Below are 23,237 nucleotides of genomic sequence, written 5' to 3'. Positions count from 1 at the left end.
TATTGCTTACTCGTCTTCGATAGAAGCTTGATACTCTTCTGCACTCTTAAGGTTTTCAAGCTCAGAGGCGTCAGACATTTTCACCTTAACAATCCAGCCGCCTTCGTACGACTCTTCGTTGATAAGCTCAGGGCTGTCTTCAAGCTCTTCGTTGATTTCAACGATTTCACCTGAAACTGGCGCGTAAATGTCGGAAGCTGCTTTCACTGACTCTACTAGAGAGAAGCTTTCACCCGCTTCGATTTCGTCTTCTACTTCTGGTAGGTCAACGAATACTACGTCACCTAACATCTCTTGAGCGTGCTCTGAAATACCGATAGTCACAGTACCGTCACCGTTGTCACGTACCCATTCGTGGCTGTCAGAAAACTTCAAAGTGTTATCCATTGCTTTATCTCCAAAATTAAGGATGTTTTATTCTTTAAGTGTAAAGTGGGAAGCGAGCACACAGTGCCTTCACTTCTTTACGAACACGTTGTTCGACTTCTGGGTTACCCTCAGGGTTTTCTACCAGACCGTCAAGAACATCGCCAATCCACTCACCGATGAGTTTGAATTCTTCAGTACCGAAACCGCGAGTGGTTCCAGCTGGCGTCCCTAAGCGAATACCAGAAGTAATCATAGGTTTTTCTGTATCAAACGGGATGCCATTTTTGTTACATGTGATCCCCGCACGCTCCAATGCTTCTTCTGTTTTGTTGCCTTTCAGACCCTTAGGTCGTAAGTCAACAAGCATAAGGTGCGTATCTGTACCGCCAGTCACAATGTCACAACCGCGAGTTTGCAATACTTCGGCTAGAACTTTTGCGTTAGCGATCACTGAATCGATATAAGTTGAGAACTGAGGGCCTAAAGCTTCGCCAAATGCCACGGCTTTTGCTGCGATGACGTGCATTAGTGGACCACCTTGAAGACCCGGGAATACCGCAGAGTTAATCTTCTTAATGATGTCTTCGTGGTTAGTCAGGATCATGCCGCCGCGAGGGCCGCGTAGCGTTTTGTGTGTTGTCGTAGTGACAACATGCGCATGCGGTAATGGGCTAGGGTGAGCACCTGTTGCGATAAGACCAGCGATGTGTGCCATATCTACCATCAGGATTGCACCCACTTCGTCAGCAATTTCACGGAACTTGGCGAAATCAATAACACGTGGAATGGCACTACCACCTGCGATAATCATTTTTGGTTTGTGTTCAACGGCTAAGGCACGAACGTCGTCGTAGTTAATTTCTAATGTATCTTTATCAACGCCGTACTGAACAGCATTAAACCATTTACCAGACAGTGCTGGACGTGCGCCGTGAGTTAAGTGACCACCTGCATCAAGCGACATACCCATAATGGTGTCACCCGGCTGTAAAAGGGCTAGCTTAACTGCGCCGTTTGCTTGTGCGCCAGAGTGAGGTTGAACGTTTGCGTATTCACACTTAAAAAGGGTTTTTGCACGTTCAATAGCAATAGCTTCGACTGTATCTACGTGTTCACAGCCACCGTAGTAGCGACGGTTTGGGTAACCTTCTGCGTATTTGTTGGTCAGGCATGTGCCTTGTGCTTGCATTACCGCTTTAGAAACGATGTTCTCAGAAGCGATAAGCTCGATTTGTTCATTTTGACGGACAAACTCGGCTTGTATTCCGGTGAATACTGCGTCGTCTGTAGCAGACAGGTTGGTTGAGAAGAAGCTTTCTAGGCTGTGATTTTGGTAGCTTTTCAAGTACTGAGCATTCATGGCGGTGAACCTTCCATTGTTCAATCAGTGCCTTTTATTACCTATTGTTGGTACTGACTGAGGCTTGTCTTAGTACTGCTTGGACGAAACAAAAGTCCAATGTTGCAGCGCGAGAATGTCCCAAAAAGTAGGACTAAATCATTCAAAAAAACGGCACAGGTTGGAGTTAACAACGCAACGGACCTGTACTCGCTAATGCATCTCTTCATCTAACAAGCCGATAACATACCTCGCTCGGCACCAACAATCAATCAAAAATTTCCTATAGGAAACACAGTTTCCAAAACTGTTACGGAGAGCACGCTTTATTTTTGTACATGGTCTTTAATAAAGACACAGCTTCATGCAACAATGAAAATGAGTCACAGGAAGTTACTGGTAGAAGAGGGAAAGCATGTCAGAAGACATCTATGATGAATACCCATCGCTGACTTTAGCGAAGGAAGGTGATGAGAACATTGAGCCTCTAAAACTAGGCGAAAGAATTAAAGATATTCGCGCTAAACTAGGACTGACGTTAGAAGAAGCGAGTCAAAGAACTGGCCTTGCACGTTCAACGTTAAGTAAGATTGAAAACGAACAGATATCGCCAACGTTTCAAGCCATGCAAAAACTTGCATTGGGCTTGCATATAGATATGCCGCAACTATTTGAACCACCTAAGAAAAAGGTGGCAACCGGTCGTCGTGATTTTACTCGTCGAGGTGAAGGTAAACCTCACCCAACACCTACCTATGAGCATGAGTTACTTGCCACTCAGCTATCAAACAAAAAGATGATGCCTTTTAAGAGTACTGTTAGGGCTAGAACCTTCGAAGAATATGGTGACTGGGTACGACATGATGGTGAGGAATTTTTGCTGATTCTCTCAGGGGAAGTGAAGTTCTTTTCTGAGTTTTATGAGCCGATGATAATGTCGGCGGGAGATAGTGTGTATTACGATGCAAATATGGGTCATATGCTGATATCCGTCAGTGAAGAAGATGCCCATATTTTGTGGGTGACGGCGAAATAATCGTCAAACGAGATAGTTTCCTATAATAAAGGCAAACGTTTGCTTTTGTGTTTAAAAGTCGTGAACGAGCGTGGTTTTGATGAAAATGTCGTCGAAACCACGCTTTTTTCATGCTTGTCACTCTGTGAATGGAATGTTAAATGTCACATTTTTGAGTGTTCATATCTTGTTAAAGGTGAAAAATGGGCGCATTCTTGTTTATTATAGGAAACAAGGTTTCCAAATGACGAAAATCTAACTTCGTATAGGCGTCAACTATAAGACGTAAGGTGCGATAACTCATGCTCCGCCATTCCTACTGCAAAGCAGATAAATTAGGGATAGCGGAATTTAGACATCCCCGATTTAGGAGCAGGGCTAATTAATGCAGCCCGACCCAATGGAGAATACAATGGCTCAAGAACAAGCAACCCAAGATTTGTTGAAAACACCACTGCATGCATTACACGTGGAAGTGGGGGCGAAGATGGTTCCTTTTGCTGGCTATGATATGCCAGTTCAGTATCCACTTGGTGTGAAGAAAGAGCACTTGCATTGTCGCGATGCGGCTGGTCTGTTTGATGTGTCTCACATGGGACAAGTGCGTCTATACGGAGAAAACGCAGCGAAGATTCTAGAGTCATTGGTGCCAGTTGATATTATCGATTTACCGGAAGGTAAGCAGCGTTATGCTTTCTTCACTAATGAAGAAGGCGGCATCATGGACGACTTGATGGTTGCGAATCTAGGCGACCACTTGTTTGTAGTCGTAAATGCTGCATGTAAAGAACAAGACATCACTCACTTAGAAGCGCACCTTACTGATGGCGTAGAAATGGAAGTGATTGAAGATCGTGCTCTACTTGCGCTTCAAGGGCCAAAAGCCGCTGAAGTGTTGGCTCGTGTACAACCTGAAGTAGCAGATATGCTATTTATGGACGTGAGAAAACTCGACATCAATGGCGTTGAGTGCATTGTTAGCCGTTCAGGTTACACTGGAGAAGATGGTTATGAAATTTCAGTTCCATCTGCAAATGCAGAAGCACTGGCGAAATCTCTAACAGACTTTGAAGAAGTAGAGTGGATTGGTCTTGGCGCCCGTGACTCACTTCGTCTGGAATGTGGCCTGTGTCTATATGGTCATGATCTGGATACTACGACGACACCAGTTGAAGCGAGTCTGCTATGGGGCATTCAAAAGGTTCGCCGTGCTGACGGTGAGCGTGCTGGTGGCTTCCCGGGTGCAGACATTATCCTAAAGCAAATCGAAACTAAAGACGTGGCACGCAAACGTGTTGGACTTGTTGGCCAAACCAAAGCGCCGGTTCGTGAAGGTGCGAAGTTGTTTGATGCTAATGATAACGAAATCGGCATGGTGACAAGTGGTACTGCTGGTCCTACAGCAGGCAAGCCTGTATCAATGGCTTATGTTGCGACTGAATTCGCGGCAATCGGTACCGAAATATTTGCTGATGTTCGTGGTAAAAAGCTGGCTATGACAGTAGAGAAAATGCCATTCGTTCCTCAACGCTACTACCGTGGCTAAACACAGTTCTACAACACAGAACTAGGTGATAATAAGCATCGCATTAGCGGTGCTTTTTTCATTTTAGGACATTGTTTCTATGAACGATAGAAAAGGCCACAAAATGAAAAAACCGTATGGTATTAAATAATTAGTGAGGTAACCCCACACAAAAGTCATATCTTGTTTGCATGTTTTTTGCGAGAGTGATATCAAAAGAGAATGAATCTCAGTTCGTCGATAGTGTACAAGGAGTAACTGTCTAGTGATTCTATCATTACCTTATAAACGCGCTGCATTTACATCGCTCGCGTATACAGTGCTAGCGTTTTCTATCACTTCACCAGCTAACGCTCAAGTCGAAGTCACACCTTATATTGTTAACGGTAGTACGGCGAATGTTGCCGATTATCCGTCGTTTGTTAGCTTATATTTGGACGGTCAAGAGTATGGCGTGGGTTATTCTTCCTCTCCTTATTGTGGGGGAACACTTCTTAATTCTGAATATGTTTTGACCGCGGCGCATTGTGTTTATGGCAATCGCGACTCGCAGCTACTTACAATGGCTGCACCTAACTTGCAGTATGAGTCAGATTACGTTAACTCGGAAAAAAGACGTGTAGTTGAGATATTTTATCCATCTAGCTATGTCGATGACATTAATAAATTATTACCCAACGACATTGCGATACTTAAACTAGAGTCTGCATTAGGAGTGGGGACGGCAATAAACCGTCCAAATAATGAAAGCTATCGCAACCCTGCGAGCGTGTTTACTGCTGTAGGCCATGGTAATACAAGTTATGGTCACGATGCGTTTGATGTACTGCAGAAAGTGAATCTAACGTATGTGGACAACACTGTTTGTGCCGGTGCATTCTCGGATGGTAGTTACCTAACCCCGAAGCAAATTTGTTTCACAGGTGATTACAGCAGCGCGACGAAATTGTTAGCAGGTACTTGCCAAGGCGACTCAGGTGGACCTATTTATTGGGATAACAATGGTCAGCAAGTTCAGGTTGGTGTTACAAGCTTTGGACCCGTACCTTGTGGCGACAAAAATCGCTCGGTAACTGCGGTATTTACCGAAATAGCGGATTATTCTGATTGGATTAATCGTGTCCTTAATGGACAAGAGGTAGCTAAACATGTGTCCAACGATACCGCGAGGCGTAATTATCTGATCAGTAAAGGCTATAACATTGGTTCATCTGGCAATAATGGTTCTTCTTCGAGTTCCTCTTCGGGCTCTGGAGGTGGTGGAGCGGTGCATTTTTCTTTTGTTGCGTTACTGGTTGGTTTGGGCTGGATGAGACGCCGAAAGACAATTCAAGTCTGAGTCTTACTTTCGATACTGCTGCTTAACAACAATTTCTCGAACTCCCTTGGTTGAGCTCTATACTTATTTATGAACGACCGCTCCGATGGCGTCGTCGATAAGTTGGGTTGCAAAGGGAGTTTTTTATGAAATCATGGTTCGCCAACCATTCCGGTTCGTTACTTGCCCTTTTAAGTTCATTAAGTGTTTTGACGTTACCAACTAACGCGGATGAAATTGATATTGCACCTATGATTGTTGGTGGGGAAGACGCTTCAATCAACGACTTTGATTCTTTTGTTAGCTTATACATTGATTCTACGGATTACGATGGTCGCTACTCAAGTGGAGCCTATTGTGGGGGAACGTTCTTAACGTCGGAATATGTGATGACGGCGGCTCATTGTATTGAAGGTGATATGGGGGCGTTACTTTTCACATCCGCTGTTGCCATGTTGGAAAGTGAACGAGATTTCTTGAATGCGGACCGGCGCCGTGTCACCGAAGTATATATTCATCCTGATTTTAACAACAACATTACCTTACTACTGCCTAATGATATCGCTATTTTGAAACTGGAATCACCAGCGTCTTCAGGGAGTAATGTTAATCGTGTTACGACGCAAAGCTATCGAAACGCCAATGAGAGCTTTGTTGCTGTAGGGCATGGCAACACACGCTCCGGTGTAGATGGCACACCGATTTTGCAAAAGGCGAATTTGTTTTGGGTAAGTAATGCGGATTGTGCTTCAAACTTTCAGAATGGCAATAATTTAACAGATAAGCAGGTTTGTTTCAGTGGCGATGTTAGTCAATCAACTGGGCTGAAAGCGGGGACGTGTCAGGGAGATTCCGGTGGTCCTATTTACTGGAACAATAATGGTAGTTACCAGCAGGTTGGTATTACGAGTTTTGGTCCAGCGACGTGTGGTGACCCTCAATCTTTGGTAACGGCTGCATATACAGAAATAGCGGATTATGCGACGTGGATTGATAGTGTGTTAGCCGGATCGGAAACGCCGTTTATTGTTTCCGATGAACAAGCGCGATTGGACTATCTATCAGCTAATGGTCAGGTTATCTACACTGGTGGCACGACTTCCTCCAACACATCTTCGGGTGGCGGTGGTGGGGCACTGACCTGGTTCACATCGCTGGCGTTACTTGTTATCGCGGGATACAGACGTCGCCTTGGCTAAGTTATGAGTCCTTTCTGATTCTTGTGTAAAGTCGAGTCGTTGTACTCGGCTTTTTCTTAGGTGCAAGTTTAATCACACTTTTTTGTAGCATTAGGCTATTTGGATAGGTAATTAAGTTGCCATTGTCGTGCCTAATTAAGACGTGGAACATTCGTATGTCTTGAATAATGCCAGAAATATCCTCGTCTTTATCAACCACCTTAATTCGGTCACCAACACGATAAGGAAAGACGAAAAAGATCAAGAAACTAGCGGTTATGTTGCTCAACATTGACCACTGTGCGACGAGAGCGACACCTAATACTGCAAAAACTGAGGAGAAGAACAGTGATAAGTCGCCGTATCCAACACCCACAGTAATAGAGAATATGGCAATAAATATGAAGGCAAAAGCGATATTGAAAGTTCTCAGGATAAAACTGCTTCTAGCGGCAGATACTTTCTTGGTTTCTGATAACCGTTTAATCCAACCATTTACCAGCTTAGTAAACAGGTAATAACCAAGAAATAGCACGATCGCAAGTAAGATTTGGACCGAGAGGGTATGCGGAATTGAGTTCGCTAGGCGTAGTAAATGTTCCATGGTATTCAGAGTTCGTTAACAAGTCATAAGGAATATGGAGCCCAAAGGGACGGAATACAAGCTAATAGTAAAAACACAAAAAAGCGCTGCGAGGAGCAGCGCTGAAAATGCCTATTTGGGGGTGGCATAGTGCCAAGTGAGTAGGCTCACTTGGACTTTTAAATGGGTTAGGCTGTCGCCACTTCTTTGCTTTCTTCACGACGCTTTAGGAAAGCGTAAGTGAAGCCAGTTACTGCCGTACCTGCCGCAATAGCCACTAGGTACATAAGCACTGGTGAGATGGCACCTGGAATCAGTAGAACAAACAGACCACCGTGTGGCGCCATTAGTTTCGCACCGACTAACATAGATAGAGCACCTGTTAACGCACCACCAATCATACAAGATGGGATAACACGCATTGGGTCTTTTGCTGCGAATGGAATCGCACCTTCAGAGATGAAGCACATACCCAGTACAAAAGATGCTTTACCCGCTTCACGCTCACCTGCTTCGAACTTGTCTTTAGCTAGGAACGTTGCCAAGCCCATACCTAACGCAGGAACCATACCTGCAGCCATGATTGCTGCCATTGGAGCGTAGGTTTGAGAAGCTAGTAGACCAACACCAAAGGTGTATGCTGCCTTGTTGACTGGACCACCTAGGTCGAAGCACATCATTGCTCCAAGGATGATACCCAGCAGTACTGCGTTCGCGCTGCCCATGTTGTTTAGGAAGTCAGTCATTGCTGCCATGATGCCTGCAACTGGACCACCAACGATGTAGATCATGACCAAACCAGTGAACAAACTTGCTAGGAATGGGATGATCAAAATAGGTTTAAGCGCTTCCATTGACTGTGGCAGAGACACTTTGTCAGCAATCAACTTTGCTGAATAACCCGCAATGAAACCTGCTGCGATACCACCAAGGAAACCTGCACCTGTAGAGCTTGCCAGCATACCGCCGATTAAACCCGGAGCTAGACCCGGACGGTCTGCGATTGAGAATGCAATGAAGCCTGCTAATACAGGGATCATCAGAGCAAATGCGCTGCCACCACCGATGGTCATTAGCGCAGCCGCTAGTGTGCCTTCTTCTTTAAATGCTTCGATACCGAATACGAACGACAGAGCGATGATCAAGCCACCTGCTACAACAACAGGTAGCATGTGAGATACACCAGTCATAAGGTGCTTATAAACGCCTTTTTTCTCTTCCGTTGCGCCTGCTTGGTTGCTTGCACCAGAGTGAGTGTAAGTAGTCGCTGAAGCGAAGGCCTTATCGATTTCTTGCTCAGTTTTCTTAAGTGCTAGACCTGTACTGGTTTTGTACAAAAGCTTGCCGTCAAAGCGATCAAGCGGCACTTCAATATCAGCGGCAATGATGACTAAGTCAGCATCAGCGATCTCTTGAGCAGTCAGCTGGTTTTTGGCGCCTACTGAGCCGCGAGTTTCCACTTTAATTGTGTGACCTAGACGTTTACCGTGTTCTTCTAGTGCCTCTGCTGCCATGAAGGTGTGTGCAACACCTGTTGGACAGGCCGTGATAGCAACGATTTTCTTCGCGCCACCAGTTTGTTCAACTGCAACTGGAGTAACTGATGTACCTTCGGTTAGCTCAGTCGCTTTTTCGATTGCGTTAGCTAGGAACGCTTTTGGATCCGTTGTGCACTCGGAAATGCTCGCTTGGTAGACTTTCTTACCTACTAGGCGCTGTGTATCCACAGGCGCATTTGCGGCAACAATCACCACTTCCGAGTCAGCAATTTGCGCGTCAGTTAGTGTTTGTGTTTCAACAACACTTGAGTGACATTCGATAGTTGCATCGTATCCAAGTGCTTTAGCCGCTTGATCGAGCAATCCGGCTGCGATAATGCTGTTTGCTACCCCACTAGGGCAGGCTGTAATAATTGAAATTTTCATAGGTTTGACCTTTGTGTCCATAAGTGCCACAAAATCAGAATCAAAGATTCGGATCGATTAGCGGCTCAGCTCTTGTAACAGTATTTGTTGTTGTAGTGATTTAACTTCTTCAATGCTTGGCACTCCAACACCCACTTGACTTACCGCCAAAGCAGACAGTGCAGTTGCAAAGGAGAGTAATTCTTCTTTAGCGAATGATTGCATGTGACCCCAACATAGTCCTGCAACCAGAGTGTCGCCCGCACCAACGGTGCTAACGACATTCATTCTTGGTGGTTTTGCTTGTAGCCATTGGTTGTTTTCAAACCAAAGCACGCCATCGGCACCCATAGAAACAACAATATTGGTAATGCCTTTGTCTGAAATTGACTCTGCTGCTTCTAAACATTGTTCTTGAGTTTCTAAATGACGACCAACGAACTGAGACAGTTCTTCGTCGTTAGGTTTGATTAGCCATGGCTTAGAATCTAGACCTTTGGCAAGCGCTTCGCGGCTGCTATCGAACAGTACGCGTTTGCCTTTTTGCTCTAATCGTTCGATCCAATTTGCACATTGCTCGCTACTAATACCGCGAGGCAAACTCCCCGCGAAGACAAAGTAATCGTGCTCTTGCATCAACTCATCAAGCGTGGCTTCAAATTGACGGATTGCTGCTTCGTCGACTTCTACACCTGGGAAGTTAATGTCGCTCACTGCGCCGTTCTTCTCGACCAGTTTCACGTTGATGCGAGTAGAGCCTGAGACTCGAATAAAATGGTCTTTGGCACCCATCTGCTCGAAAAGTTGGCAGAACAGCTCTTGGTTGTCGCTGCCCAGGAAACCTGTCACAGTAACGTCTGCACCTAAATCACTAAGCACTTTCGCTACGTTGACACCTTTCCCCGCAGCATGCAGAGAACCTTGATTAACCAGACTGACCGAACCTGTGTTTAAGGTATCTAAACTCCCTGTGAGATCTAGTGCGGGGTTAAGTGTAATAGTTACCACTTTATTAGTTTGTGCTGTCATGACGGCTCCTTAACCTTCACCAAGGCCGGAAGCGATCGCTTTACCAATGGCTTCTAGTGCCTCTGCTGCATCAGGGCCTTCAGCAGAGAACTGCAATTCGTGACCATGTTTTACTCCTAGAGCAATCACTTTCATTAGGCTCTTCGCATTAACCGCTTTACCTTCACCGTTTAGGTTAGAAACCGTAATGGTTGATTCGAATTTCTTCGCTTCTGCCACTAACATTGCACCTGGACGAGCGTGCAAACCATGCGCATTCTTAATCTTAAATACGGCAACGTTTCCGTCTGTCACATCGGCACTTGCTACTTCTTCGCCAGTGAAGAAACCCAGCACCTGTTCTGCGGATAGTGATAGCAACTTCTCTTGCTCTTGCTTGAATACCACTTCAGTGATTTTGTTGAGCATAGATTGGTGAGCATTGTTACAAGCTGCAAATGCGATCAGAGCGTGTACTGGTGTACCGTCTAACTCACATTGATTGATGGTTGAAACAAACGCCATACCTGTGCGAGTCACCGCCTTGTCGCTGCTCACTAGCCACAAACCTTTACCTAAGTGAGTAGGGGATTTAGTCACTAGGTCTGCAACGAATTCTGTTCCAGCACCGCCAGTATTTTTTAGCAGACCGCCAGCGACTGCTGCCATTTGAACCATGTCGCTTGCAGGGAAGTTAAGTTGGATAAGTGATGCGTCAAAATCTGCTTCAAGCTGAACATCACCATTAAGTAGAGCGATGATTTCGTTTGCTGACTTCGCTTGCTTAAGCTTTTGTTCAACGCCGTCAGCAGACAGTACTTTGGTAAGCTGTTTTAGGATGCCTAAGTGCTCATCTGATTTTGCGGCAATACCAATTGCGACGTAAGCAGTGTTGCCGTCGCCCCAATCAACACCGTTAGGGAAGTGATGAACCGCAACACCAGTTTGTTTTACAAGACCGCGTGTGTCTGTTGTGCCGTGTGGAATGGCAATACCGTTGCCCAAGAAGGTAGAGTTTTGACCTTCACGATTAAGCATACCGTCGACATAACCTTCTTGAACTAAGCCCTTTTCTGTTAGATCAGCAGCAATCACTTTGATTGCGCTTAGTTTGTCGTCCGACGATTGATTTAGTTTGATGTTACTACTGTTTAGTTCAAGCATGTTCGCTCACCCACGTTATTCTTGTTCTTGAATCGATTCTTTGTTCTGCTTTAAGCTAAACTGAATCGATTCAGCAAAATTTTAAAAAAATTCAGCAAAGCGTATTTGCTGTACCGACTTTGCTGTGCTAGTTCCTATGTTCACTGACATTTTTATCTGACAACGTCACTGTAAATATAGGTCAGTTTTCAAAACTGTGAACTTTGCTGAATCCTTTCAGCTTTTATACTGAACCGATTCAGCTTATAATTCAACTTGTCAGTTAGGTTGGAATTCATTTATATGATCCATCGCACAAAAAGGATCGAGTTATGACTTTAGATGAAATAGCGAAGTTAGCGGGGGTCTCAAAGACCACAGCAAGCTATGTAATCAACGGTAAAGCACAGAAATATCGAATTTCTGAAAAAACCCAAAAAAAGGTAATGGCCGTTGTCGAACAGCATAATTACCGCCCAGATCATGCGGCATCATCACTCCGTGCTGGCCATAGTCGTTCATTTGGTTTGATTATTCCTGATTTGGAGAACACCAGTTATGCACGTATTGCAAAACTGCTCGAACAAAACTCTCGTAAAGCAGGGTTCCAAATTCTAATCGGTTGCTCAGATGATGATCCTGAAACGGAAAAACTTGTAGCTGATGCCTTGGTTTCTCGTCGAATTGATGCGTTGTTTGTTGCCAGTGCTATAACAGAAGCCAGTGACTTTTATCTTACGATCCAAAATCGTGGCACCCCTGTGATTGCGATTGACCGTTCGTTGGACGATGAACACTTTAGTTGTGTGATTAGTGAAGATTTTGGTGCAGCGTTTGAACTTACTAACTCGGTTATCGATACCAGCACGCAATCGGTTGGACTTATCGGAGCTCTGCCCGAACTGAATATTTCTCGTGAACGTCAGTTGGGTTTTGAGTCCGCGGCGAAAGATGCGGGTATCGAGTGTTACGTAACGTATGGTGAGCACTTTAATAACGACGAAGGTAAGCGTGTGTTTAGTGACTGGGTTGAGGCGAACTCTATTCCTGATGCTATTGTGACAACGTCTTATACCTTACTTGAAGGGGTGTTGGATGTCCTTATCGAACAGCCCGAGTTAATGAGCAAGATTAAACTCGCCACATTTGGTGACAACCGTTTATTGGATTTTCTTCCGACCAAAGTAAACTCGTTACCTCAGCAGTTTGAGCTGATTTGCGATAGCGCTTTGGAGCTGGCGTTAAACGCGTCTGCGAAGCGTTATAAGCATGGAGTTGAACTTATTCCAAGGAAACTAAAGATGAGGTAGGTCAGCGTAGCCGTTTTTATCTGAAGTCATTGCTTCACTCTACTTCCCACGACATTTCAAGCAATTAATCGCGGGTTTACTGGAAACCAATCAACCGATTACTAGACTGCTTTCAAACGATATTCTCGGTGGAAGACGGTAAAGGAGTCGTGATGAAAGGTTTGATGATTTGGGCTACGGTGATGTTGTCTTGGGTGACGTACGCCAACGATATTGTCGTTAACCAATTAGGTTATGAACCTTCCGCAAATAAACGGGCGTATTGGGTCGATCCAGAAAGCAAGCACCTTGATCTGCTTGCCATTCCCAATGACGCTAAGGTCGCTCGGTTTCCCCTGACCTACAATAGCCATTTACCCAACGGCAAACCGGTTTATGTTGCTGATTTTTCTGTTGTCGCCGAACCTGGCTGGTATGTCCTAAAATCAGCAGATAAGCGTTCGGTACCCTTCGAAATAAAAAACAATGTTTACCAAGGATTGCAAACTGCTTTAGTACACGCGTTGTTTTTGCAGCGCTCTGGTGAGGCCGTGTATTCACCAGTGACAGGCATGGCGAGGCCGCCAAGTCATATCAAAGACGGTGAGATTTTTCGTGGAGATGAGTTTAACCCTAAAGGGACAGTTATTGATGCTAGTGGAGGTTGGTATGATGCTGGTGACTTTGGTAAATATATCGCCACGGCGACAATTACCGTAGCGAGAATGCTTGACGCTTACCGACAGTCACCGAATCAGTTTGATTCTCCTAACGGAGCAATGCCCCCAATCTTAGTTGAAGCGCTATATGAGCTGAACTGGATGATGAAGATGCAGCGCAAAGACGGAGCAGTGTATCGCAAGCTATCTGGTGCGACGTGGCCTGCTAAAATTCCACCTTGGTTGGATACCCAAACTCGATATATCTATGGCGTCAGTACGCCAGATACCGCAAAGTTTGCCGCTACACTAGCGTTCGCATCGCGCATCTATCAACCATTTGATAAAACCTTGTCAAAGCAAATGCTCGCTGCGGCAGAATTGGCATGGCGTTATTTAGAGACTCAACCTGAGCAATATATCGATTGGCAAAAAGAGGACGACAGTGGTTCTGGCCCTTACATTTACAACCAGTTTGATAAAGAAATTGCGCTGGAGACCGACGTCGACGATAGAATTTGGGCGGCAGCAGAACTCTATATCACAGCTAACAAAGAGAGTTATCTGTCCTATGTTGAGTCGCATTATTCCCAGCTTGTTGCCACCGGACGCCCAATGCTCGATTTTTTTGAATGGAAAAATCCAGCGCTTATGGGGGTATGGCACATTATGACTGAAACCAACACCAAGTTGGTTGAATCTATGAAAAGGGATCTAGATAGTGTCGCGCGTGATTATGCTAAGAGCGCTCAGCAATCACCCTTCTATGTTGCCAACCGAAAGTTCATTTGGGGTTCCAACAAAATGGTTGCCGAGATTGGTATCTTGCTTGCTTGGAACGATATTATCTCTGGTAAACGGGATTACCAGTGGTTGGTTCAAGCTCAACTAGACTACTTGCTTGGTGCGAATGGTTTTAATATGAGTTACGTGACCCACTTTGGAACTCATGCGGTAAGACATCTCCATCATTTATATCGAATTGGCACAGGTGTAAGTCTCCCAGGTTTCTTGGTGGGAGGACCAAATATAAAAGGGCAAGCAGGCATCGCGCCTAAAGACTTGGGAATGCTGAGTTATGTTGATGATGAAAAGTCGTACGCTGTGAATGAGTTTGCCATTGACTACAATGCGGCATTAATCGGTTTGCTCGCCGTAATTGACTACTATCAGGAAGAGTAAGATAAGTCACCCTCTTACCGAGTGTAAGAGGGTAGAATTGGTTACTGCTGAGCGCAGTTAATATCGCCTAACGCAGTGCAAATCTCTTTTTCACGCTGAGCGTCTTGCTCCATTTTGTTGCCAATTTCTTGGTTATTGCGATATTCATTTGATGGTGCACAACCTGCGATCACTATAAGAGCGCCCATTGCCAATAGTGCTTGATACTTTTTCATGTTACCACTCCTAATCCTTGGGTCATTTATATTGTAGTTATAAGCAAACACTATAGATTGAAAGAGATGGCTATACAACCATATGAAATTTGGTTGCTGGTGAATTGAGCGGCAGAGGACAGAACGAAGGGCGCTTTGGTATTAAGCGCCCAGCTAGGTAGGATTAACCTTTCACGGCTCCTGCGGTTAAACCGTCGATAAGCTTACGAGAGCTGATTACAAACATCACCATTAGCGGTAGCACGGCGATAGCGACACCACTGAAAATTGCGCCGTAAGGAACCAGTCCGGTACTACCTTGCAACGCACGCAACGCGAGCGGAACGGTGTACATTTCCATATCGTTCATAACAACCAGTGGACCCATGAAGTTATTCCATTGACCAATGAATACCACAAGACCCAGCGTACCCAACGCAGGTTTGATCAATGGCACAACAATGCGCCAGTAAATTCCGAACTCGCTACAACCGTCCATTCTCGCCGCTTCAATCAGCTCTCTTGGAATGGCGCTGCCGATATATTGTCTCATCAAGAAGATGCCCATCGCCCCACATGCCATAGGGACATAGAGCGCTTTTGGCGTATTCATCCAACCGAGAATCGACATGATTAAAGCGGTCGGAATCATGCTCAAAAACGCGGGTAGCATGAGTGTGCCCATAATGAACACGAACAACATCTTTTTGTATCGAAACTCAAACATAGCAAATGCATAGCCAGCAAGTGAACAAAACAGCAGGTTCAAGGCTGTTGTGATAGCAGCAATGTAGAAGCTCCAACCTAAGTTTTTCCAAAAGTAGGGTAAGTAATCAATGAGCGCGGTTAAGTTGTTGCCTAACTCGTCACCAAACCACAGTGGAGGCGGCACCGACATAATGGCCGTATTATCGTGAGTCGCAAAAACAAACATAAAGTAGAACGGAGCTAACATAACGATCGCACCAAAGGCGACGAAACTGTAGGCGGTGATTTGTCCTGCGGAGAAATTAGTCTTCATCGTTTGCTCCTCGGTTTTTCTCAGAGAACAGTTTGTTGTTGCCCCAAGATAGAGCGGCAATAATCATAAATAGAATCCAAGAGATCGCGGAGGCAGTACCAAAATCACCTTCTTGGAATGCAGTAATGTACATATGCATAGCCGCAGATTTACCGGCTTGGTCTATACCGCCCGTGCCATTGGTAATGATGAAGGGTTCTTCGAAAATTTGCAGACTACCAATGATCGACAGCGTAATCGCGAAGAACATCATCGGTTTAAGCATTGGCAGCGTAATGTAGAAGAACTGCTTTATTCTGCTTGCCCCATCAATGGTGGCAGCTTCATACAGGTCTTTTGGAATAGTTTGCATCGCTGAGAGGTAGAGAATGGTATTCCAACCCACATAACGCCAAAACACCACGAATGAAATCATGCCTTTAGTATATTCGGGCTGATTCCAGTCGATGTTTTGCGTTGGGAAGAACCATGCAAACGGCTCTATACCGCCAATGGAAATAGTACCTATAGAGGTAAGGACCATATTTACTAAGCCATAGTCTCGTGAAAATAGCGTAGTAAAGATCATCGCCACCGCAACGGTTGAAGTAATGTAAGGCAGAAAGTAGACGCCGATGACTCCATTTCTGGCACGCTTAAAACTGGTATGGATGAAGAAAGCCAGAGGTATGGCGACTAAGTGTTGTGGAACGCCTGATGCCAGTGCCATCCAGAATGTGTTGTAGAGCGATTTGTGGAACCAATCGTCGGTAAGCGCAAATTGGTAGTTTTCCCAACCCACCCATTCCATCGCACTGAGACCAGCCGCTGGCTCCCAATAATGAAAGGAAAGGTAGAGAGAGAACAGCATTGGGAACACACCAAATGCTAAGAAAATAATGAAAAATGGACTAATAAACAGGTAGGGTACCCATTTATGACTCTTGGCTCGCCATTGATGCCAAGTACCAGTGTTTTCACTGGGTTTATTGGTAGAGGTTATGCTAACAGACATGTTGGACTTCCTGTAACGATACTCGATTAGGCTGCATGTAAAACTTTGCCTTCGGCATTAAATACATGTGTTCGTTTAGCATCGAAAAACAGCTCGATGTCTTCACCTTCAAGTCGAGTGAGGGAGTCTGACGAATCGATTTCGGCAAGAATTTTGTTGTCACCTAACTGGCAGTGTAAGTGATACATAGATCCAAGAAGTTCAGCGTGAATTAAACGTACTTTAACGCTGGCAATGTTGTCTGACTCAATGGCTTGTTTATTAAGATACAAATCGCTTGGACGCACACCATACTCGATGCCTTCATGTGAATTGTGCAGGCAGCGGTCAAGTTCAACAACTTGATTGCTGATATTCAGACCACGTGAGTGAGGCATAGTCGCGGGAATCATGTTCATTTCAGGACTGCCGATAAAGGTGGCGACAAAACGACACGATGGTGCGTCGAAAATCTCTTTAGGTGTGCCAATTTGTGCCACATAGCCATCTTTTAAAATCACGACTCGATCGGCAAGACTCATGGCTTCTACTTGATCATGAGTGACGTATAGCGTTGTCGTTTTTAACTTCTGATGCATCGCTTTGATTTCAGCGCGCATGCTGCCTCTTAATTTGGTATCAAGGTTAGACAGTGGTTCATCAAACAGAAAGACAGAGGGAACACGTACCATCGCTCGCCCCATCGCCACGCGCTGTCTTTGTCCACCGGATAAGGCTTTTGGATAACGTTTGAGTAACGGAGTGAGTTCCAAGGAGTCAGCTACGGCAGCAACTTGTTGTTTGATATCATCTTTGCTGCGACCAGCCATTTTAAGAGGAAATGCGATGTTTTGCTCCACCGTCATATGTGGGTAAAGGGCATAGCTTTGAAAAACCATGGCGGTATCACGATCAGTTGGGTGAAGGTCGTTGACTAAGCGGTCTCCGATATAGATTTCGCCCTCAGAAATCTCTTCTAATCCTGCCAACATGCGTAGCGTCGTGGATTTGCCGCAGCCAGATGGTCCCAGAAATACGACAAACTCACCATCGTTAATATGCAGATCAAACTGCTTAACGACTTCAGTTTTGCCGTAGCGCTTTTTTAAGTTCTTAAATGTTACAGAAGCCATAGTTTTCTACTTACCTAAATCGAGCATCACTCCTAGCAATCGCTAGGAGGATGTCTTAAAAATTGATGAAACGGGATTAACGACGAGCGCGGCGCTTAATTTGACGCGCGGCATCTGATAGCGCCTTATCGATCTCTACATTACGAGTCAGTACCGATTGAAGCGCGTCATCGACGATCTGCTCGGCAATAGGATCATGTCGATGTGCCTTAATTGCAGGGATGTTGGCGGCGGCCAGTTTCCACTGCATGCGAGCTTGAGTTCCACCTAAGTATTCAACAGGTTGTTCCATAAATTCGGAATTTTGCGCTTCGATAAGAGAAGGGAAGATATTGAGCTGCTCGAACACTTCCATTTGAATATCAACACGTTGACTCATGAATTCAATGAACTTCCATGCTTCATCCTTATGGTCCGCGCGTTTTGGAATTGCCAAGAATGAGCCACCCCAGCTTGCAAATGTATTAGCAGGAAGGTCTGCGGTGCGCCAGACGTTTTCTCCAGGAGAGATCCAGCCGTTAAAGTGCCCACCAAGCCAAGAGCCCATCATCTGGCTGGCAATATCACCGCGACGCAGACCTTCGGTCCACTCCGTACTCCATGCCTTTACCTGCGCATCGAGATGAGCATCACGCACTTGTTTTGCGAGTTTGAAAGCTTCTTTAAAACGATCGGACTCGACCATGATTTTGTTGTCTTGATCGAAGTAGATAGATTCGCCATCTTTTAGACCAGAGCGGATAACGATATCTTTAATGTCCACCGCGTCTGCAACAAGGTAGGAGCCGGTTTTCTCTTTGATTTTCTTGCCAGATTCAATGAATGAGTCCCAGTCACGCAGCAGTTCTTCTTGGGTCACACCAGCTTTGGCCAATACTTCACTGTGATAGAAAATCGCACCCGGGCCGATATCAACCGGTAGGCTTGATTGCTCGCCTTTGTTGTTTTGGCCTAAAGGTACTGTAAATGGTGAGAAAGTATCAGCAAATGTGCCTGCGTTGTAAGGTGGTTGATTAAGATCTTCCAAGCCGCCTGCGTTGGCGAATCGGCCAATATAGCCCACTTCAATTGCCATTACATCGGGTACGTTCGCACCCGTTGACAGTGAGGTTGTCATCGCTGTGTGGTGATCATCGAATGCCAAAGAGGTTAGGTTGATTTTGATGTCTGGATTCTCTTTTTCAAACATCGGGATCGCCATACGAATTGCCTGGTCGTAGTTTGCAAATGCTGCCACATTTAGCGTCGTTTGCGCCCATGCTGTGCCAGACAGTGTTGCTAGCGCGATAGCAGAGACAAGTTTGGAGTATTTTAATGCTGTTTTCATTGCTCTATCTCTTTTCTTATTAGGGTAAGCGCTCAGTTTTTGTTCTTTAGTGCTGAGTCACTTTGTGGTTGATGCTAGCGACCAATTTGGTCGCTAGGTCAGGTAAGCGTTAGTTTGTTCTAGAGTGCGACTACCGTCATATCCGTGAAGTGCACAGGGCCTAATTGGTTGTAAAAACCTACACCGCCAGACTGATAGGTGTCAGGCATGGTTTCATCAATAGACGTCAGAACTTGTTTGCCGTTAATCGAGCAAGCAAACAAATTGCCGTTCACTGAAAGGTCGAAGTGATAGCGCTCGTGTGGTTGCCATTGGAATGGCTCTATGGCGATAACGACATCTTTGCCAAACTCTCTGCGTATCAATGAGATCTGATCATCCGTATTGAGTTCGACTCGGTAGTAACGTTCCAACCCTTGGTAGCGAACTATAGGACCAAAAGCTTGTTTTATCTGAGGCTTAAGCGCGATGGATAAAGAGTAGTCGTGCCAATCTTTACTGCCGTATACGTAGAGGCCAGGGTGAGACGCGTCGTTATTGACTAAGCGGTAGATATCTTGATTGTCGAACTTGATGCAGGTATCCATAGTATTGATAAAGCTGCTTTCCCATATTTCATGGATTGGGTTGCTATCAATGCCTATGGTTTGCGATGGTGTGCCTTGCCAGTCCAATGAATGCAGCTTGATATATCCAGCATCGTTTCCTGAGTGAGGGTTACTAATTTGCAGTCCAACGGTGGCAATCATTACGTTATCGAGTTTTGGTAGGGTCCATTGATGAGTTTGTGGTTGCGTTGACAAGGTGAATGGTTCACTAAAAATGCGTTCAACGTTCATTTGGCTGTCGTAAGCGTCGACGTAGAAACTGACACTGGCGTGGTCATAATCGGTTGCACCTGACACGCTCGCTTCGATAGTTTGAGACGGATAGAGTGTAGGACTGCCAACTATGTGGTACGACGATTCGTTTACTTTACTATCAAGTGGCGTATGTGTTGCGGTACTCACTTGCAACGGTACACCACATACCAAATGCGAGAAGTCCAGTCGCAGCGCTTGCTCACTGTTGCTAAGGCGTGCGTTTTGGTTGTAGTTCAAGTCAGGGTTAATAGCAAAACCTTGCAATGACCCTTTAGGCGTAAAGTGGAATCTAGGACGTTTAGGTAGGCGCTCATTATGATGTAATTGATGAGCGATCGCGTAGAGCTTATCGGCTTCTTGAACTGCATCGAAAATATGATCTTGAATATTGGCACTTGGAAGAAGAATTCTATCCGCGACTGGTGTGCGCCAATCAAAGCCATCATCAAGAGCGGCTAAGCCTAATCGAATACCGTTGAGACAACCTACGTTCGCCGCGTTACAGTCGGTATCCCAACCTAATGTATTCACAATTTTCATTGATTCGTGGAAGCTTTCACCTCCGTAAAGAAGAGATAAAATGATTAATCCATGGTTGGGAATTACATGACAAGTGCCGTCAAACTTGTCGTAGCCATAGTGAGTTTTAAGCTGCGAAAATGCCCAATTCCAATCGCGTGGATTCTCTTCATGCCAGCCACGAACAGCGTTAATGACTTCAGCAATTTTCGATTCTTTGGGGATATAACTCAAGCCGAGGTCGATGAGAGCGTGCAAGTCGGTTTCAATAAACGCTTGAGACTCCATAACGGCAAGTAGAACTGCGGCGTGAACGGCTTCACCGTCGTGGCTAACCTTAGCTGCTTCAGTTGCCATCTGCGCGGCTTTATCTGGCATTGCAGGGTTGATGAGTGCCCAGCCATCAATAAAAATCTGTGCGCCTATTTGTTCTGCGACGGTTTTTCCGTTGGTTTCTATTGAGCCACTATGCGGTGCTTCAAACCCATTTCTTAAATTGAGCCAAGCAGTGTGCTCGGTCGATTGTCCATAGCCACCCCACCAAAGAATGGTTTTTCCTTCGATTAAATTATCAAGCCAAGATTGACCAAGGTGCTGGCTAGAAAAGTCAGAGCGATACTCATGATCTTCCAAAGCGTGAGTGAACATAAAGGTGCCGGTAATGTCGTCATCACTGACGATAAGAGGATGGTTAACTTGTTCGTTGACGTAGCGGTTTATCTCACCGAATTGGTCAACGATATGCTCGTTAACCCAACCCTCAAAAGGTCGTCCTGCATACACTCCAATTATCTTGCCTAAGATTCCAGCGTACAGCTTTTCGTAATATGTATTATCTAATTTCATTGTTGCTTATGGTCTCTATATAAATCCGACTGAATATGGACATGACAAACATGCAGCGAGTGAATTTCTAAATTTATGCTAACGAACAATAATGAGATGTTTTGTGATCTAATCCACCATGTCTAATTTATAAAACTAACGGGCATGAAATATTTTTCATTATAACTATTTGATTGATATAGTTAAATTGTGAAAAATAAAAAGATATTTCATAGCTTGGTTGTATTTCTAAATATGGTTCATGGTTTCGATATAAATAAAATCTGCAGCAGAAGTAGTGAGACAGATATCACTCAATTAGCACATTAATTTGTTTAGCCTTGAGTGATTACAAAGCAAGCGTGAAGTGTTGTAAGTCACACAAACCAAAGCAGATGAGATTAAGGAGAAACGATGGCTTTCAAAGATGATTTTATTTGGGGGGCTGCTGCCGCCAGTTATCAAATTGAAGGTAATACCCAAGGTGTTGATGGCTGTGCAGATTCCGTCTGGGACATGTGTTCTCGCCGTGATGGATTCGTAAAGGGTGGAAACACAGGATTTATGGCTTGCGATCACTACAATCGCTATGAAGAAGACGTAAAAATCATGCAGTCAATCGCTCTACAAGCGTATCGATTGAGCATTATGTGGCCAAGGGTGATGCCAGAAGGAACTGGTAAAGTGAATACTCAAGGGTTGGATTTTTACGACCGTTTGGTAGATGAGTTGCTTGCTAAAGGCATTTCACCTTGGGTGACGTTATTTCATTGGGACTATCCGATGGCGCTGTTCCACAAAGGTGGATGGTTAAATGATGACTCTAGCGATTGGTTCGCTGAATATACTCGAGTGATTGTCGACCGTTTGTCTGATCGAGTGGAAAACTGGTTTACGTTAAATGAGCAAGCATGTTTCATTGGGCTTGGCCACCAAACCGGAATGCATGCCCCTGGTCTTGAACTCCCTGCGAAGGAAGTGAATCGTGCGTGGCACAATGCACTACTTGCCCACGGTAAAGCGGTACAAGTGATTCGGTCGAATTCGAAACGTCCAGCTAAGGTAGGGGCAGCACCTTGTTTCCGAACCGCTGTACCTATGACCAACAGCCCAGAAGATATTGCAGCTGCAAAAGCGCATACCTTTAATGTTATTAATAAAGAAATGTTTAACGCGAGCTGGTGGATGGATCCTGCATTCAAAGGTGAATATCCAGAGGATGGATTGGCATTATTTGGCGCTGATGCACCTATTATCAAACCTGGTGATATGGAAACCATTTGTCAGCCTCTGGATTTTGTTGGAATTAATGTCTACAGCTCGGAAATGGTACGTGCAGCAGCCGATGGGACACCAGAAGTTGTGGAGTATCCGAATAACTATCCTAAGACCCATTTCGATTGGCCGATTACGCCTGAAGCACTCAAGTGGGGCACTGAATTTTTGTATGAGCGTTATAACAAGCCGATTATTGTCACCGAAAATGGACTTAGCACCAATGATTGGGTCAGTTTAGACGGTAGAGTGCATGATACGACTCGCATCGACTTCTTACATCGTTACTTATTAGGTTTGAAAGAAGCGGCCGCGAATGGTGTCGACATCATGGGATACTTCCAATGGTCAATACTCGATAACTTTGAATGGGCGGAAGGTTACAAGCAGCGCTTCGGCTTGGTTCACGTTGATTATGAAACGATGAAGAGAACGCCTAAGGAATCTGCACTTTGGTATAAGTCAGTGATCGAATCAAATGGCGCGTCATTAGGAGAGACGAGTGCGTTGCAAGGCTGGATGAAACCGAGCGACTTTAACCGAAATACTTGTTAACGCTCTCGGTTTGACCCTGCCGTTTCGAGTAAGTTATAAA

At 45.1% G+C, this 23,237-nt stretch carries 19 protein-coding genes; 7 read left to right on the top strand and 12 right to left on the bottom strand.

What is annotated here, in order from left to right:
* Window positions 1-6: 6 nt before the first annotated feature.
* Both gcvH and L2W36_RS24895 read right to left on the bottom strand, forming a co-directional pair.
* Complete coding sequence (gene gcvH, locus L2W36_RS24900; protein ID WP_006069462.1) at window positions 7-387, bottom strand: glycine cleavage system protein GcvH; 381 nt, start codon at window positions 385-387, stop codon at window positions 7-9.
* A 34-nt stretch (window positions 388-421) separates the two neighbouring features.
* Window positions 422-1,729, bottom strand: coding sequence for a serine hydroxymethyltransferase (locus L2W36_RS24895; RefSeq protein WP_006069463.1), 1,308 nt, complete (start codon window positions 1,727-1,729; stop codon window positions 422-424).
* A gap of 394 nt (window positions 1,730-2,123) precedes the next feature.
* Between L2W36_RS24895 and L2W36_RS24890 the strand changes: the two genes are divergently transcribed.
* From L2W36_RS24890 to L2W36_RS24875, 4 genes are all read left to right on the top strand, one after another.
* Complete coding sequence (locus tag L2W36_RS24890; RefSeq protein ID WP_006069464.1) at window positions 2,124-2,744, top strand: helix-turn-helix domain-containing protein; 621 nt, start codon at window positions 2,124-2,126, stop codon at window positions 2,742-2,744.
* A gap of 391 nt (window positions 2,745-3,135) precedes the next feature.
* Window positions 3,136-4,269 (top strand): glycine cleavage system aminomethyltransferase GcvT, encoded by a 1,134-nt coding sequence (gene gcvT / locus L2W36_RS24885; protein ID WP_236111852.1) that lies wholly within the window; start codon window positions 3,136-3,138, stop codon window positions 4,267-4,269.
* A 244-nt stretch (window positions 4,270-4,513) separates the two neighbouring features.
* On the top strand, window positions 4,514-5,587 hold the full coding sequence (locus L2W36_RS24880; protein WP_236111851.1) for a S1 family peptidase: 1,074 nt from the start codon (window positions 4,514-4,516) through the stop codon (window positions 5,585-5,587).
* A 125-nt stretch (window positions 5,588-5,712) separates the two neighbouring features.
* Window positions 5,713-6,765, top strand: coding sequence for a S1 family peptidase (locus tag L2W36_RS24875; protein ID WP_236111850.1), 1,053 nt, complete (start codon window positions 5,713-5,715; stop codon window positions 6,763-6,765).
* A 1-nt stretch (window position 6,766) separates the two neighbouring features.
* Here the strand turns inward: L2W36_RS24875 and L2W36_RS24870 are convergent, their stop codons facing one another.
* The 4 genes from L2W36_RS24870 to fruB all read right to left on the bottom strand — a co-directional run bounded on the left by L2W36_RS24870 (window position 6,767) and on the right by fruB (window position 11,403).
* Window positions 6,767-7,348, bottom strand: a complete 582-nt coding sequence (locus L2W36_RS24870) for a mechanosensitive ion channel family protein (protein ID WP_006069468.1) — start codon at window positions 7,346-7,348, stop codon at window positions 6,767-6,769.
* A gap of 167 nt (window positions 7,349-7,515) precedes the next feature.
* Window positions 7,516-9,252, bottom strand: a complete 1,737-nt coding sequence (fruA, locus tag L2W36_RS24865) for a PTS fructose transporter subunit IIBC (RefSeq protein WP_198559059.1) — start codon at window positions 9,250-9,252, stop codon at window positions 7,516-7,518.
* A 57-nt stretch (window positions 9,253-9,309) separates the two neighbouring features.
* Window positions 9,310-10,260: a 1-phosphofructokinase gene (gene pfkB, locus L2W36_RS24860; protein WP_031495977.1), complete on the bottom strand. Its 951-nt coding sequence runs from the start codon at window positions 10,258-10,260 to the stop codon at window positions 9,310-9,312.
* A gap of 9 nt (window positions 10,261-10,269) precedes the next feature.
* Window positions 10,270-11,403 carry a fused PTS fructose transporter subunit IIA/HPr protein gene (gene fruB, locus L2W36_RS24855; protein ID WP_236111849.1) on the bottom strand — a complete coding sequence of 378 codons (1,134 nt, stop codon included), beginning with the start codon at window positions 11,401-11,403 and terminating at the stop codon, window positions 10,270-10,272.
* A 311-nt stretch (window positions 11,404-11,714) separates the two neighbouring features.
* Here fruB and cra point away from each other — a divergent pair, with 311 nt between their 5' ends.
* Both cra and L2W36_RS24845 read left to right on the top strand, forming a co-directional pair.
* Window positions 11,715-12,692, top strand: coding sequence for a catabolite repressor/activator (gene cra / locus L2W36_RS24850; protein ID WP_006069473.1), 978 nt, complete (start codon window positions 11,715-11,717; stop codon window positions 12,690-12,692).
* Between the two features lie 152 nt (window positions 12,693-12,844).
* On the top strand, window positions 12,845-14,512 hold the full coding sequence (locus L2W36_RS24845) for a glycoside hydrolase family 9 protein (RefSeq protein ID WP_236111848.1): 1,668 nt from the start codon (window positions 12,845-12,847) through the stop codon (window positions 14,510-14,512).
* Window positions 14,513-14,553: 41 nt separating this feature from the next.
* Here the strand turns inward: L2W36_RS24845 and L2W36_RS24840 are convergent, their stop codons facing one another.
* From L2W36_RS24840 to L2W36_RS24815, 6 genes are all read right to left on the bottom strand, one after another.
* Window positions 14,554-14,727: a hypothetical protein gene (locus L2W36_RS24840; RefSeq protein WP_006069475.1), complete on the bottom strand. Its 174-nt coding sequence runs from the start codon at window positions 14,725-14,727 to the stop codon at window positions 14,554-14,556.
* Between the two features lie 163 nt (window positions 14,728-14,890).
* A complete protein-coding gene (locus L2W36_RS24835) occupies window positions 14,891-15,727 on the bottom strand; it encodes a carbohydrate ABC transporter permease (protein WP_006069476.1) in 837 nt (278 codons plus the stop codon).
* Window positions 15,717-16,721, bottom strand: coding sequence for a carbohydrate ABC transporter permease (locus tag L2W36_RS24830; RefSeq protein WP_236111847.1), 1,005 nt, complete (start codon window positions 16,719-16,721; stop codon window positions 15,717-15,719). Before L2W36_RS24830 ends, L2W36_RS24835 begins: the two co-directional genes overlap by 11 nt.
* Window positions 16,722-16,747: 26 nt before the next feature.
* Window positions 16,748-17,833, bottom strand: coding sequence for an ABC transporter ATP-binding protein (locus tag L2W36_RS24825; protein ID WP_236111846.1), 1,086 nt, complete (start codon window positions 17,831-17,833; stop codon window positions 16,748-16,750).
* Between the two features lie 76 nt (window positions 17,834-17,909).
* Window positions 17,910-19,160: an ABC transporter substrate-binding protein gene (locus L2W36_RS24820; RefSeq protein ID WP_006069479.1), complete on the bottom strand. Its 1,251-nt coding sequence runs from the start codon at window positions 19,158-19,160 to the stop codon at window positions 17,910-17,912.
* A 119-nt stretch (window positions 19,161-19,279) separates the two neighbouring features.
* A complete protein-coding gene (locus L2W36_RS24815; protein ID WP_236111845.1) occupies window positions 19,280-21,388 on the bottom strand; it encodes an ADP-ribosylglycohydrolase family protein in 2,109 nt (702 codons plus the stop codon).
* Between the two features lie 393 nt (window positions 21,389-21,781).
* Between L2W36_RS24815 and L2W36_RS24810 the strand changes: the two genes are divergently transcribed.
* Window positions 21,782-23,197 (top strand): GH1 family beta-glucosidase, encoded by a 1,416-nt coding sequence (locus tag L2W36_RS24810; protein WP_006069481.1) that lies wholly within the window; start codon window positions 21,782-21,784, stop codon window positions 23,195-23,197.
* The last annotated feature ends 40 nt before the right edge of the window (window positions 23,198-23,237 follow it).

It is taken from the genome of Vibrio sp. McD22-P3, from assembly GCF_021568915.1.
GTDB lineage: Bacteria > Pseudomonadota > Gammaproteobacteria > Enterobacterales > Vibrionaceae > Vibrio > Vibrio mediterranei.
This window is presented reverse-complemented; position numbering and strand designations above follow the sequence as displayed.

What these genes read in the sequence shown, in the direction of transcription:
- gcvH (WP_006069462.1), bottom strand. Translation starts at nt 387, where the DNA reads ATGGATAACACTTTGAAGTTTTCTGACAGCCACGAATGGGTACGTGAC.
- L2W36_RS24895 (WP_006069463.1), bottom strand. Translation starts at nt 1,729, where the DNA reads ATGAATGCTCAGTACTTGAAAAGCTACCAAAATCACAGCCTAGAAAGC.
- L2W36_RS24890 (WP_006069464.1), top strand. Translation starts at nt 2,124, where the DNA reads ATGTCAGAAGACATCTATGATGAATACCCATCGCTGACTTTAGCGAAG.
- gcvT (WP_236111852.1), top strand. Translation starts at nt 3,136, where the DNA reads ATGGCTCAAGAACAAGCAACCCAAGATTTGTTGAAAACACCACTGCAT.
- L2W36_RS24875 (WP_236111850.1), top strand. Translation starts at nt 5,713, where the DNA reads ATGAAATCATGGTTCGCCAACCATTCCGGTTCGTTACTTGCCCTTTTA.
- L2W36_RS24870 (WP_006069468.1), bottom strand. Translation starts at nt 7,348, where the DNA reads ATGGAACATTTACTACGCCTAGCGAACTCAATTCCGCATACCCTCTCG.
- fruA (WP_198559059.1), bottom strand. Translation starts at nt 9,252, where the DNA reads ATGAAAATTTCAATTATTACAGCCTGCCCTAGTGGGGTAGCAAACAGC.
- pfkB (WP_031495977.1), bottom strand. Translation starts at nt 10,260, where the DNA reads ATGACAGCACAAACTAATAAAGTGGTAACTATTACACTTAACCCCGCA.
- fruB (WP_236111849.1), bottom strand. Translation starts at nt 11,403, where the DNA reads ATGCTTGAACTAAACAGTAGTAACATCAAACTAAATCAATCGTCGGAC.
- cra (WP_006069473.1), top strand. Translation starts at nt 11,715, where the DNA reads ATGACTTTAGATGAAATAGCGAAGTTAGCGGGGGTCTCAAAGACCACA.
- L2W36_RS24845 (WP_236111848.1), top strand. Translation starts at nt 12,845, where the DNA reads ATGAAAGGTTTGATGATTTGGGCTACGGTGATGTTGTCTTGGGTGACG.
- L2W36_RS24840 (WP_006069475.1), bottom strand. Translation starts at nt 14,727, where the DNA reads ATGAAAAAGTATCAAGCACTATTGGCAATGGGCGCTCTTATAGTGATC.
- L2W36_RS24835 (WP_006069476.1), bottom strand. Translation starts at nt 15,727, where the DNA reads ATGAAGACTAATTTCTCCGCAGGACAAATCACCGCCTACAGTTTCGTC.
- L2W36_RS24830 (WP_236111847.1), bottom strand. Translation starts at nt 16,721, where the DNA reads ATGTCTGTTAGCATAACCTCTACCAATAAACCCAGTGAAAACACTGGT.
- L2W36_RS24825 (WP_236111846.1), bottom strand. Translation starts at nt 17,833, where the DNA reads ATGGCTTCTGTAACATTTAAGAACTTAAAAAAGCGCTACGGCAAAACT.
- L2W36_RS24820 (WP_006069479.1), bottom strand. Translation starts at nt 19,160, where the DNA reads ATGAAAACAGCATTAAAATACTCCAAACTTGTCTCTGCTATCGCGCTA.
- L2W36_RS24815 (WP_236111845.1), bottom strand. Translation starts at nt 21,388, where the DNA reads ATGAAATTAGATAATACATATTACGAAAAGCTGTACGCTGGAATCTTA.
- L2W36_RS24810 (WP_006069481.1), top strand. Translation starts at nt 21,782, where the DNA reads ATGGCTTTCAAAGATGATTTTATTTGGGGGGCTGCTGCCGCCAGTTAT.